We start from the raw sequence: 13144 nt of genomic DNA, 5'->3' as shown, positions 1-13144 counted from the left end.
CAAAGTGACCCCACTTACACTGGGGACTGGCGCACTTCGTTGTTGAAACCGCCGCTTGTAAACCCGTAGAAGATGCTCATACGGGCTCCGCAGTCACTCCTTGGCTGGCTGCCGGCAGTGCCCGCCCCAGCAGGTAGTCAATGCAGGTGCGCACCGCCCGGGTCTGGTGGCGGTTGGGCATGTAGAGCATGAACATCTGGGTGCCAAAAATGCTCAACCGCCAGTCGTCGAGCGTAGTCAGCACGTCCCCGCTGGACACGGCGTCCTGCACCACGTAGTCCGGTACCAGCCCCACGCCCAGCCCTGCCAGGATGCCCTGGCGCAGAAACGGAAAGTGCTCCGAAATGAGGGTGGGCTCCAGCATGGCTTCCTGGCGCTGGTCACCCCGGTACCCTCGCAGGCGCAGCTGCTTGCCCACCACCCCTGCGGTAATCACCGGCGCAGCCTGCAGCGCCTCGAAGTCCTGGGGCAGCCCATGCGCCTCGGCGTACCCGCGCGATGCGCATGCGATATAGCGCACGCTGCCCAGGTCGCGCGCCACCAGCGTGGGTGGGGGCTCGGGCATCACGCGGATGGCGATGTCCACCTCATCACGGATCAGGTCGTCCACCCGGTTTTCAAAGCGCACGTCCAGCACGATGCCGGGGTACAGCCGCTTGAAGTCGATCAGCCAGTCCGACATCACCATCTGCCCGTAGCCGCTCGGCACGCTCAGGCCCACGCGGCCCTGCAGGCCCTGGCCCAGCGTGGCAATGGTTTCGCGCGCGGCCAGCATTTCGTTCTGAATGGCGCGGCCATGGGCGTACAGGCGCAGCCCCACCTCGGTGGGCTCCACACGCCGCGTGGTCCGGCGCACCAGTTGCACACCCACCGATTTTTCCAGCTGGTGCAGGTGGTAGCTCACGTTGGCCCGGGTCATCTTCAGGTTGCGCGCGGCCTGGCTCAGGTTGCCGGCATCGAGGATGTCGACCAGCACGGTGAGGGAGGTGAGTTCCATAGGTGGGGCGGCGCTTGACCGCGCGTTGGCTGCAGTTTGTCAAAATGGTTTTGACAGTCTGTCAATGGGCTCTGTAATTGTCAAGATTACTTCGCGCATCAACAATCCCCCGGTCATCAACAGGCACAGCCATTGACCAGGAGACTTCCCCGTATGCACGCCGCCGCTGCCGCATCTTCCGTTGTTACGACCGCGCTGCATGGCGATGTTCTGGTCGTCACCATCGACAACCCGCCCGTCAATGCCCTGGGCGCCGCCGTGCGCCAGGGCCTGTTGGCGGCCATGCAGCAGGCGCAGGCCGACGCCGCCGTGACCGCCGTGCTGCTGGTGGGCGCGGGCAAAGCCTTCATTGCCGGGGCGGACATCCGCGAATTTGGTAAGCCCCCGGTGGCTCCCATCCTGCCCGAGGTCTGCCGCGCCATCGAAAACCTGAACAAGCCCGTGGTCGCCGTGCTGCACGGCGCCGCCCTGGGCGGTGGGCTGGAGGTGGCTTTGTCGGCCCACTACCGGCTGGCTTTGCCCGCTGCCACGCTCGGCCTGCCCGAGGTGAACCTGGGCCTGCTGCCAGGCTCGGGCGGCACCCAGCGCGCCCCGCGCCTGATGGGCGTGCAAGCCGCCACCACCCTCATGCTCAGTGGCCAGCCCCTCAAGGCCCAGGCCGCGCTGCAGGCAGGTCTGGTCGACAAACTGGTGGAAGGCACCGACCCGCTGGCCGCAGGCCTGGCCTATGTGCGCGAGCTGCTGGCTGCCAATGCCCCCGTGCGCCGCACGCGTGACCTTGCCATTGCCGAGTCGCAAGCTGCACTGGCTTGGCTGGAAGAGCAAAAGACCGAGACAGCAAAGAAGTCGCGCGGCCTGTTCTCACCCCTCAAGATCATCGAATGCGTGCAGGCCGCGGTCCAACTCCCGTTTGACGAAGGCGTGGCCCGCGAGCGTGCCCTGTTCATGGAATGCATCGACAGCCCACAACGCGCCGGGCTCATCCACGCCTTTTTTGCCGAGCGTGAAGTGGTCAAGGTGCCCGAGGCACAGGCCGCGCAGCCACGCCCTGTGGCCAGCATTGCCGTCATCGGTGGCGGCACCATGGGCGCGGGCATTGCCGTGGCGGCGCTGGATGCGGGCCTGCCCGTGACCATGATCGAGCGCGATGCGGAGTCCATCGCCCGTGGCCGCGCCAATGTCGAGAAGGTCTACAACGCCCTGGTCGCCAAAGGCCGTATGACCGACGCAGCGAAGGTCGCCGTGATGGCGCGCTACACCGGCAGCACCAGCTATGCCGACATCGCCCAGGTGGACCTGGTGATCGAAGCCGTGTTTGAAGACATCGAGGTCAAGAAGACCGTGTTCCGCGAGCTGGACCGCGTGTGCAAGCCCGGTGCCGTGCTGGCCACCAACACGTCTTACCTTGACATTGAGTCCATTGCCGCCGCCACCAGCCGCCCGCAGGACGTGATCGGCCTGCACTTCTTCAGCCCCGCCAACATCATGAAGCTGCTGGAGATTGTGGTGCCCGCCAAAGTGGCGACCGATGTGGTGGCCACGGCGTTTGAGCTGGCCAAGAAGCTGAAGAAGGTGCCCGTGCGTGCAGGCGTGTGCGACGGCTTTATCGGCAACCGCATCCTGGCTGTCTACAAGCAGGCGGCCGACTACCTGCTGGAAGACGGTGCCAGCCCGTATGAGATCGACGCCGCCGTGCGCGGCTTCGGTTTTGCCATGGGCCCCTTCCAAGTGACAGACCTGGCCGGTGGTGACATTGGCTGGGCCACGCGCAAGCGCCGTGCTGCGACGCGTGACCCCCAGGCTCGTTATGTGGAAATTGCAGACCGCATCTGCGAGCGCGGCTGGTTTGGGCAAAAGACCGGGCGCGGTTTTTACCTCTACCCCGAAGGCTCCCGCATGGGCCAGCCCGACCCTGAAGTGCTGGCCATTGTGGATGCCGAGCGCGCCAAGAAGGGCGTCACGCCCCGCAGCTTCACTGCCGACGAGATCATGCGCCGCTACATGGCCGCCATGGTCAACGAAGGGGCCAACGTGGTGCACGAGGGCATTGCCCTGCGCCCGCTGGATGTGGACGTGACCTTTGTGGCGGGCTACGGCTTTCCGCGCCACCGGGGCGGTCCGATGAAGTGGGCCGACATGACGGGCCTGCCCCAGCTGCTGGCCGACATCGAGGCCTTTGCGAAGGAAGACCCGCTGTTCTGGAAACCCTCGCCCTTGCTAGTGCAGCTGGTGCGGGAGGGGCGCAACTTTGACAGCCTGAACAAGGCCGAATAGTGCAGAAGCCGCCCCACGCGCACAGCACATGAGGCGGCCTTTCAATTCCATTGAATTCAAGTCATTTTGGCCTCTAGCGCTCTATCAATAAGCGCAAGCAGCTATCAAATCAGGAGCAAATCATGCGTGAAGCTGTCATCGTTTCCACCGCCCGCACCCCGCTGACCAAGTCGCACCGGGGCGAGTTCAACGCCACACCCGGCCCCCAGCTGGCGGCGTATTCTGTCAAGGCAGCGGTGGAGCGCTCGGGCATCGACCCTGAGCTGATCGAAGACCTGGTGATGGGCTGCGGCTACCCCGAAGGCATCACCGGCAAGAACATCGGCCGCCAGACCGCGCTGCGTGCGGGCCTGCCCCTGTCGGTGGCGGGCATGGTGGCCAGCCGCTTTTGCGCGTCGGGCCTGCAGTCGGTGGCGATTGCCGCAGGCCGCATCGTGGCCGAAGGCGTGCCCGCCATGGTGGCGGGTGGGGTGGAGAGCATCTCCGCCATCCGGCCCGGCAACCCGGCAGACATCGACCCTTGGCTGCAAGAACACAAGCCCGACCTCTACATGGCCATGATCGACACCGCTGACATCGTGGCCCGCCGCTACGGCATCAGCCGTGAAGACCAGGACCTGTTTTCGCTGCAAAGCCAGCAACGCACCGCCGCCGCGCAGCAGGCGGGGGTGTTTGCTGACGAGATCGTGCCCTGCACCACGCGCATGATGGAAAAGAACAAGGAGACCGGCGAGGTCACCTACCGCGAAGTGACCGCCACGCACGACAACTGCAACCGCGCCAATACCACGCTGGAAGGCCTGGCCAAGCTGGAGCCGGTGAAGGGCCCTGGCCAGTTCATCACCGCAGGCAATGCCTCGCAACTGTCCGACGGCTCCAGCGCCTGCGTGCTCATGGAAGCGAAAGAAGCCGAGCGCCGTGGCCTGCAGCCGCTGGGCGCCTTCCGTGGCTTTGCGGTGGCCGGTTGCGAGCCCGACGAGATGGGCATTGGCCCCGTGTTTGCCGTGCCCAAGCTGCTGGCACGCCACGGCCTCACAGTGCAGGACATTGACCTGTGGGAGATGAACGAAGCCTTTGCCTCGCAGGCCCTGTACTGCCAGCGCCGCCTGGGCATCCCGTCCGAGCGACTGAACGTGAACGGCGGGGCGATTGCCATTGGCCACCCCTTTGGCATGACCGGCGCGCGCCTGGTGGGTCACCTGCTGCTCGAAGGCCGCCGCCGCAAGGCCAAGTACGGCGTGGTGACGATGTGCATTGCAGGTGGCATGGGCGCCGCAGGCCTTTTTGAAATCTTCTGACCCCGCGCCACACCACCGAACTCTGAACTGCAAGCGACCCGATATGGACCTGAATTTCACCCCCGAAGAAGAAGCCTTCCGCGCCGAGGTGCAGGCTTTCTTGAAAGCCAAGCTGCCCGAACGCATTGCCACCAAGGTCAAGGCCGGGCAGCGCCTGTCCAAGGCCGACCAGGACGAGTGGCACGCCATCCTGAACGAGCGCGGCTGGCTGGCCAACCACTGGCCCAAGGAATACGGTGGCCCCGGCTGGGGTGCGGTCGAGAAGTTCATTTTCGACACCGAATGCGCCCTGGCCGGTGGCCCGCGCATCGTGCCCTTTGGCGTGAACATGCTGGGCCCGGTGCTCATCAAGTTTGGCAACGAGGCGCAGAAAAAATACTGGCTGCCCCGCATCCTGAGCGGCGCGGACTGGTGGTGCCAGGGCTATTCCGAACCCGGCGCGGGCTCGGACCTGGCTTCGGTCAAGACCACGGCGATGCGCCAGGGTGACCACTACATCGTCAACGGCCAGAAGACCTGGACCACCCAGGGCCAGCACGCCAACATGATCTTCTGCCTGGTACGCACCGACCGCGAGGCCAAGGCCCAGTCGGGCATCAGCTTCTTGCTGGTGGACATGAAATCGCCCGGCGTGGAGTTGCGCCCCATCCGCACCCTGGATGGCGACAAGGAAGTCAACGAAGTGTTCTTCACCGACGTGAAGGTGCCCGTGGAAAACCTGGTGGGCGAGGAAAACAAGGGCTGGACCTATGCCAAGTACCTGCTGACCTATGAGCGCACCGGCATCGCAGGCGTGGGCTTTTGCATTGCCGCATTGGCCAAGCTCAAGGTGGTGGCCGCCAAGGTGATGAAGAACGGCCAGCCGCTTGACCAGGACCCGCTGTTTGCCGCCCGTATGGCTCAGGTCGAGATTGACCTGGAGAACATGAAGACCACCAACCTGCGCGTGATTGCTGCCGTGGCCGGTGGCGGCGTGCCGGGGGCGGAAAGCTCCATGCTCAAGATTCGCGGCACCGAGATCCGCCAGGAAATCCTGTCGCTCATCCGCCGCGCTGTGGGACCGTACGCGCTGCCCTTCATCGAAGAAGCGCAGTACGAAGGCTATGCCGATGAGCCCGTGGGGCCGAAGGAGGCTGCCACGGCAGCAGCCAACTACTTCAACTACCGCAAGCTGTCGATCTTTGGCGGCTCCAATGAAATCCAGAAGAACATCATCTCCAAGATGATTCTCGGCCTGTGAGGTTGCCGCGATGAACTTTGAACATACCGAAGACCGCCGCATGCTGGCGGACACCCTGAACCGCTTCGTGGCCGAGCAGTACGGCATCGAAACCCGCAATCACATCGCTTACGGCGACACCGGTACGGACCCAGCACTGTGGGCCCGCTTTGCCGAGCTGGGTGCGATTGGCGCGCTGTTCCCCGAAGCCGATGGTGGCTTTGGCGGCGCAGGCTTTGACGTGGCTGTGGTGTTTGAAGCCCTGGGCGGCGGCTTGGTGGTGGAGCCCTTTGTGGGCGCGCTGGTGGTGGGCCGGGCGCTGGGCTTGGCGGGCAGCGCGGCACAGAAGGAACACATCGCCAGCCTCATCGACGGCAGCACTGTGGCCGCACTGGCGCATGAAGAAGCCGGTGCACATTACGCATTGAACCGCGTGACCACCCGCGCCGTGCGCAATGGCGAGGGCTGGCAACTCACCGGCCACAAGGCCGTGGTGCTGCATGGCGACCAGGCGCAGATGCTGCTGGTCAGTGCCCGCACCTCGGGCGCTGTGGGCGATGAAAACGGCATCTCGCTTTTCTTGGTGCCTGCCGATGCCGCAGGCCTGAGCCGCCGTGGCATGGGCCGTATCGACGGCGGCCGCGTGGCCGAAGTCACGTTGCAGAACGTGCAAGTCGGCGCCAGCGCGCTGGTGGGATCGGAAGGCGAGGGCTTTGCCACGCTGGAGCATGCCGTGGGCTGGGGCATCCTGGCCGTGTGCGCCGAGGCGCTGGGTGCTATGGACGTTGCCAAGAAGCACACGCTGGAATACCTGCAAACGCGCAAGCAGTTTGGTGTGCCCATTGGCAGCTTCCAGGCCCTGCAGCACCGCATGGCCGACTTGCTGCTGGAGGTGGAGCAGGCCCGCTCTGCCGTCATCAACGCAGCGGCCGCGATGGACAGCACCGACCGCACCGAGCGCGAGCGTGCGCTGTCGGCCGCCAAGGTCACCATGGGCCGTATTGGCGCGCTGGTCGCTGAAGAAAGCATTCAGCTGCACGGCGGCATCGGCATGACGTGGGAGCTGCCCCTGTCGCACTACGCCAAGCGCCTCGTCATGGTGGACCACCAGTTTGGCGATGAAGACCACCACCTAGCGCGCTTCATTGCGCTGGGCCGGAGCTGAAGCCATGGAGCAGCCACTGCCTCTGCTGCAACGCCGCGAGGGTGCGGTGCTCGTGCTCTCCAACAACAACCCCGCCGCGCGCAATGCGTTGTCACCCGCGTTCTACGCGGCGCTGACCGAGGCACTGGCGCAGGCCGACGCCGACCCCACCGTGGGCGCCATCGTGCTCACGGGCGAAGGCGGGCACTTTTGCGCGGGCGGTGACTTGCGCCAATTGGCCAAGCGCCGCGAGCTGCCCATGGAAGAGCGCCGCGCCAAGCTCGAAGGCCTGCACGACGTGATCCGCACCGTGCGCGATTGCCGTAAGCCGGTGATCGCGGCGGTAGAGGGCGCAGCGGCCGGTGCGGGCCTGTCGCTGGCGCTGGCCTGCGACATGCTGGTGGCTGCGCGCAATGCCGTGTTCTCGGTGGCTTATGTGAAGGTGGGGCTCACGCCCGATGGCGGCGCCACGGCCTTCCTGGCCGAGTTCGTGTCGCGCCATGTGCTGACCGAGCTGTGCCTCACCGGCGAACGCATCTCGGGCGAGCGGCTGCACGCATTGGGCCCGGTCAACCGACTGGCCGAACCGGGTGAGGCGCTGACGCAGGCATTGGCATTGGCTGCGCAGGTAGCTACCGGGCCAGACCTGGCCATGGGCCGCATCAAGGCGCTGTGCCGCAGTGCCTACAGCCAGCCGCTGGACGACCAGCTGGAGCTGGAAGCACAGCTCATGGTGCAGTCACAAGCCACCGAAGAATCCCGCGAAGGCATTGGTGCGTTTCTGGAAAAACGCCCGGCCGATTTCGTCCGTCTGCGCCACGTCAATGCCGCTGGCGCGGGTACACAAGACACTACGCAATGACCTCCACAACCCCTACACACGCATTGCCCGAGGGCATGGACTTCCCGCTCGAAGGCGTGCGCGTACTCGACCTCTCGCGCGTGTTTGCCGGGCCGCTGTGCGGCCAGGTGCTGGCCGATTTTGGTGCCGACGTCATCAAGGTGGAACACCCCGGCCGGGGTGACGACACCCGCGACTGGGGCATGCGCATCGGCAAGACCGAGACCACCTACTACAACAGCATGAACCGCAACAAGCGGTCCATCACGGTGGACTTGCAGACGCCCGAAGGCGTGAAGATCATCCGCGACCTGCTGCCGCAGTGCGACGTGGTGGTGCAGAACTTCAAGACCGGCGGCGCCGAGAAGCTGGGCCTGGGCTACGAGCAGCTCAAGGCCATCAAGCCCGACCTCATCTACTGCTCGGTGGCGGGCTACGACAGCTCCGGCCCCGAGGCCAAGCGGCCCGGTTATGACCTGGTGATCCAAGGCGAGGCGGGTCTGATGGCCATCAACGGTGAGGCCAGCCAGCCGCCGCTGAAGTTTGGCGTGGCCGCCGTGGACATGATGACCGGCATGTACGCCGCGCAGGCTGTGCTGGCGGCGCTGTTCCGCCGCGAACGCACCGGCAAGGGCCGACACATCGAGATGGCGCTGTACGACTGCGGCCTGATGATTACCGGCTACTACGGCCTGGACGCCATGCTGCTGGGCCACGACCCGCAGCGCTACGGCAACGCCCACCCGTCCATCGTGCCCTACGGCATGTTCGAGGCACAGGATGGTCCGCTCATCATCGCCGTGGGCAACAACAGCCAGTTCGACAAGTTCTGCCGCCAGGTGGTGATGCGCCCCGACATCGTGGAAGACCCCCGTTTTGCCACCAACGTCGAGCGTGCCCGCAATCGACTGACCTTGCTGCCCGAGATGAAGGCGTTGATTGCCAGCTTCCCGCGCGATGTGCTGCTCGAACGCCTGACCGCTGCGGGCATCCCGTGCGGCCGCGTGGCCGGCCTGCATGAGGCGCTGACCAGCGAGCGCACGCGCCGCGGCGGCCTGCTGCAGGAAATGCCCCACCCCGTGGCGGGCACCACGCATGTCTTCGCGCCGCCTTATCGGCTGGACGGGCAGCGCCTGCCCATCCGCAACGCACCGCCCACCCTGGGCGCGGCCACGCGCGAAGTGCTGCAGCAGCTGCTGCAACTGCCCGAGGCCGAGCTGCAGGCCCTGCGCGACAAGGGCGTGCTCACGCTGCCCGACCCACAACAACATTGACAGGAGACTCCCCCCATGCGATCCCTTTCCCGCCGCGCCATCCTGGCCACCGTGGCTGCCCTGGCCCCCTTGGCTGTCCCCGGCATCATGTCGGCAGCCCATGCGCAGGCATGGCCTGCCAAGCCCATCAAGCTGATCGTGCCGTACCCGGCGGGCGGCGCCACCGATATCACCGCCCGCACGCTGGGCGAGAAGCTCTCGGCCCGGCTGGGCCAGCCTGTGCTGGTGGACAACCGCGGCGGAGCCGGCGGCGTGACCGGCACCGACCAGGCGCTCAAGTCGCCGGCCGACGGCTACACCCTGCTGGTGTCCCTGGGCACCACCATGCTCATCAACCAGTTCCTGTACGACCGCCTGCCTTACCAGCCGCAAAAGGACCAGGCCCTCATCACGCAGATCGCGCTGGCGCCGGTGGTGCTGCTGGTCAACCCGCAGCTGCCGGTCAACAACGCGTCGGAGCTGATGGCCTACATCGACCGCAACAAGGGCAAGATCGCCTATGGCTCGTGGGGCATGGGTTCGTACGCCCATCTGGCGGGTGCATGGCTGTCCGACAAGCACAAGGCCGACATGAACCATGTGGCCTACAAGGGCGAGGCCCCCATGCTGCAGGACCTCGTGGGCGGGCAGTTCCAGATGGCGTTTGCCAGCCTGCAGTCAGCCCGGCCCTACATCGAATCGGGCCGTCTCAAGCCGCTGGCCGTGACCGGCACCCAGCGCATGGACGCGCTGCCCAAACTGGCCACCATGTCCGAGCAGGGCATCAAGGACGAGGTGTTCCAGGTGACCGGCTGGGTGGGCATGAGCGCTCCCGCCAAGACCCCGCCTGAAGTGGTGGCCCGCCTGGGCACCGAGCTGCAGGCCATCATCGCGCTGCCCGAAGTGCGCGAGCGCATCCAGCAGATGGGCTTTATCCCGGTGGGCAGCAGCCCCGAGCAGTTCAATGCGCAGTTCAAGAAGGATGCGCCGGTATGGGAGCGGGTGGTGAAGGTCTCTGGCGCGAAGCTTGATTGAGGCGACGTTGAATAAGTCCGCCCGATGCGGCGGGCCCTGGATCGGGATGGGCTGCAAGGCGCAAAACGCAGCCATAGCCATTGCTATGGCGAGTATTTGCAACGCCGCAGACCGTCCTGAGCCAGGGATGCGCCGCTCGGGAGGACTTGTTCAGCGTTGCCTTAACCCCCTGAGTCGCTTCGCGCCTTCCCCCCGCTCTCGCAACGCTGCGCGTTGCGGGCAGGGGGACGCAGCCAGCGCGGCGGGGCGGCCCTTGCGCGGCTGCCCGTGCCTGGGCAGCGCCGGTTACGTCGGGCGTGGGCCAGCACAAAAGCTGAAAGTAAAAACGGATCTCTGATGACGAAACAATGTCTTTTTCCCGCCGCCTTTTCGCGTCGCGCAGTGCTTGCAACGGCTGTGGTTGTGTCGGCGCTTGGCCTGCTGGGCACGGCTCCGGCACACGCCCAGGCCTGGCCCAACAAGATGATCAAGCTCGTGGTGCCCTTCCCAGCAGGGGGGCCCACCGACACGGCTTCGCGCATCGTCGGCCAGAAGCTGGCCGAGCGGCTGAAGCAGCCCGTGGTGGTGGAGAACCGCGCGGGCGCTTCGGGCTCGATTGCCGCGCAGCAGATCGCCAAGAACCCTGGCGACGGCTACACGCTCATGATGCTGGCCACGCCCACGCTGTTGGCTCCGCACCTGTACAAAAAGGCGGGCTACGACACCACCAAGGATTTCGTGTCCGTGGCTACCGTGTACGACCTGCCCATCGTAGTGGTGGTCAACCCGGCGCAGATGCCTACCGTGACCGATCTGCAAAAGCTCATCACCCACGCCAAGGCGCGGCCGGGTCAGCTCAACTACACCTCCTCGGGCGTGGGCAGCTTTGGTCACCTGAGCATGGAGCTGCTCAAGCAGCTGGGTCAATTTGAGATGGAGCATGTGCCCTACAAAGGCGGTGTGCCCGCCATCACCGACACGCTGGGCGGCCAGGTGCCCATGATGTATGCCGACCTCGTGGCGGCGCTGCCCCATATCCAGACGGGCAAGCTGCGCGCGATTGCAGTGGGCTCGCCGCAGCGCGTGGGCGTGATCCCCAACGTGCCCACCATTGCCGAGCAGGGCTTCAAGGGCTTTGATGCCGTGTCGTGGGGCGGCCTGATGGCCCCGCCTGGCACGCCCAAGGAGGTGGTCGACCGCATCAGCACCGAAGTCAAAGCCATCCTGGCTGACAAGGAAGTGCAGGACAAGCTACTCAACGCCGGTGCCATCGCCCACTACCAGGACCCGGACCAGATGGCCAAGCGCGTGCGTGGCGATTACGCCAAGTGGGGCCAGGTGATCCGCGACAAGGGCATCGTCTTCGAGTAAGTTGGGCCATGACCAACACCACTGCCTCTGCCCCTTTCCCCCCGTTCCGCCGGGTCTCCGATCTGCTGCGTGAAAACGCGCGGCAGCGCCCGCAGGCCAATGCCTTGGCCGATGACGAATTCGCGCTGGATTGGGCTGCACTCGATGCCCTGGTGGACCGCGTGGCCGCATCGTTGCAGCAGGCGGGCCTGCAGTCGGGCGATGTGGTGGCCGTGTGCGCCGCGTCATCGGTGCGTTATGCCGCCGTGTACCTGGGCGCCCTGCGTGCAGGTGTGGTGGTGGCGCCACTGGCGCCGTCCGTCACGCCCGAGGCCATGGCGTCCATGCTGGGCGATGCCCAGGCGCGCCTGCTGTTTGCCGATGCGCAGGGCAGGGCGGCGGTGCCGCCTGCGGTGATGGAAGGCGCCGGTGCGCTGCCGCTCGTGGCGCTGGACGACACCGGCGCGGGCACGCCGTGGAGCGAGTGGCTTGCCCCTGAAGGCGCGGTGCCGCAGTCGGTGGACGTGGGGCCTGAGCACCCGTTCAACATCATTTATTCCTCCGGCACCACCGGCAACCCCAAGGGCATCGTGCAATCGCATGGCATGCGCTGGGCGCATCTGGTGCGCGGCCTGGCGCAGGGCTACGGTCCCGACAGCGTCACGCTGCTGGCCACGCCGCTGTATTCCAACACCACGCTGGTGTCGTTCTTCCCCGGCCTGTGCTGGGGCGGCAGCGTGCGGCTGATGGCGAAGTTCGATGCGCTGCGCTACCTGCAGACCGCGCAGCAGATCCGCGCCACGCATTCGATGCTGGTGCCGGTGCAATACCAGCGCATCATGGCGCTGCCGCAGTTTGGTGAATTCGACCTGTCGTCCTTTCGCGCCAAGTTCTGCACCAGCGCGCCGTTCCGCTCCGAGCTCAAGGCCGACATCCTGGCGCGCTGGCCGGGCGCGCTGTACGAGTTCTACGGCATGACCGAAGGCGGCGGCACCTGCATCCTGGCGGCGCATGAGCACCCGGACAAGCTGCACACCGTGGGCCAGCCGGCCTCCACCAGTGACATCCGCCTGATCGACGAAGAGGGCCATGAGCTGCCGCCCGGTGCCACCGGCGAGGTGGTGGGCCACTCGCCCGGCATGATGACCGGCTACCACCGCCAGCCCGACAAGACGCGCGAGGCCGAGTGGTTTGACGCCACCGGCAAGCGCTTCATCCGCACGGGCGACGTGGGCCGGTTTGACGCGGACGGATTTCTGACCCTGCTGGACCGCCGCAAGGACATGGTCATCAGCGGCGGCTTCAACATTTACCCCTGCGACCTCGAAGCCGAGCTGCGCAAGCACCCCGCTGTGGAGGACGTGGCCGTGACCGGCGTGCCCTCCGAGCAGTGGGGCGAGACGCCGGTGGCCTTTGTGTGCCGCCGACCGGGCGCCAACGATGACGCCGCCCAGATCATGGGTTGGTACAACGCCCGGGCGGGCAAGACACAGCGGCTGGCCGCGCTGCATTTCATTGATGAGCTGCCGCGCAGCGCGATTGGCAAGGTGCTCAAGCGCGAGTTGCGCGACCTGCACCGCACGCTGTCGCACTGATCGATTTCCTGTTTTTTCAGAAAGACCCAACCATGAAAATCCTCGTCCCCGTCAAGCGCGTGGTGGACTACAACGTGAAGGTCCGCGTGAAGTCGGACAACACAGGTGTGGACATCGCCAACGTGAAGATGAGCATGAACCCCTTTGACGAAATCGCCG

10 protein-coding genes and 1 pseudogene are annotated in these 13144 nt (G+C 65.9%); 10 read left to right on the top strand and 1 reads right to left on the bottom strand.

Annotated elements, in window-relative coordinates:
• Positions 1–76: 76 nt before the first annotated feature.
• The gene (locus ACODSU_RS24890; protein ID WP_488845598.1) at positions 77–997 is read right to left on the bottom strand and encodes a LysR family transcriptional regulator; all 921 of its coding nucleotides are present in this window, start codon (positions 995–997) and stop codon (positions 77–79) included.
• A gap of 153 nt (positions 998–1150) precedes the next feature.
• Between ACODSU_RS24890 and ACODSU_RS24885 the strand changes: the two genes are divergently transcribed.
• The 10 genes and pseudogenes from ACODSU_RS24885 to ACODSU_RS24840 form a co-directional block, all read left to right on the top strand.
• Complete coding sequence (locus ACODSU_RS24885) at positions 1151–3271, top strand: 3-hydroxyacyl-CoA dehydrogenase NAD-binding domain-containing protein (RefSeq protein ID WP_488845596.1); 2121 nt, start codon at positions 1151–1153, stop codon at positions 3269–3271.
• 122 nt (positions 3272–3393) lie between these two features.
• The gene (locus tag ACODSU_RS24880) at positions 3394–4569 is read left to right on the top strand and encodes an acetyl-CoA C-acyltransferase (protein WP_488845594.1); all 1176 of its coding nucleotides are present in this window, start codon (positions 3394–3396) and stop codon (positions 4567–4569) included.
• 43 nt (positions 4570–4612) lie between these two features.
• Positions 4613–5809 (top strand): acyl-CoA dehydrogenase family protein, encoded by a 1197-nt coding sequence (locus ACODSU_RS24875; RefSeq protein ID WP_488845592.1) that lies wholly within the window; start codon positions 4613–4615, stop codon positions 5807–5809.
• Positions 5810–5819: 10 nt separating this feature from the next.
• Entirely contained in the window at positions 5820–6953 is a 1134-nt protein-coding gene (locus ACODSU_RS24870) for an acyl-CoA dehydrogenase family protein (protein ID WP_488845590.1), read from the top strand.
• Between the two features lie 4 nt (positions 6954–6957).
• Positions 6958–7794, top strand: coding sequence for an oxepin-CoA hydrolase, alternative type (locus ACODSU_RS24865; protein WP_488845588.1), 837 nt, complete (start codon positions 6958–6960; stop codon positions 7792–7794).
• Positions 7791–9047 (top strand): CaiB/BaiF CoA transferase family protein, encoded by a 1257-nt coding sequence (locus ACODSU_RS24860; RefSeq protein WP_488845586.1) that lies wholly within the window; start codon positions 7791–7793, stop codon positions 9045–9047. Before ACODSU_RS24865 ends, ACODSU_RS24860 begins: the two co-directional genes overlap by 4 nt.
• A gap of 15 nt (positions 9048–9062) precedes the next feature.
• On the top strand, positions 9063–10061 hold the full coding sequence (locus ACODSU_RS24855) for a Bug family tripartite tricarboxylate transporter substrate binding protein (RefSeq protein ID WP_488845584.1): 999 nt from the start codon (positions 9063–9065) through the stop codon (positions 10059–10061).
• Positions 10062–10397: 336 nt separating this feature from the next.
• Positions 10398–11411: a Bug family tripartite tricarboxylate transporter substrate binding protein gene (locus ACODSU_RS24850; RefSeq protein WP_488845582.1), complete on the top strand. Its 1014-nt coding sequence runs from the start codon at positions 10398–10400 to the stop codon at positions 11409–11411.
• Positions 11412–11419: 8 nt separating this feature from the next.
• On the top strand, positions 11420–12985 hold the full coding sequence (locus ACODSU_RS24845) for a class I adenylate-forming enzyme family protein (protein WP_488845580.1): 1566 nt from the start codon (positions 11420–11422) through the stop codon (positions 12983–12985).
• 32 nt (positions 12986–13017) lie between these two features.
• Positions 13018–13144 (top strand): annotated as a pseudogene (locus ACODSU_RS24840) (electron transfer flavoprotein subunit beta/FixA family protein); the annotation flags it as partial.

It is taken from the genome of Acidovorax sp. FG48 (assembly GCF_057809085.1).
Note: the sequence above shows the minus strand (reverse complement) of the source record. Positions and strands in the feature narration are given on the sequence as shown.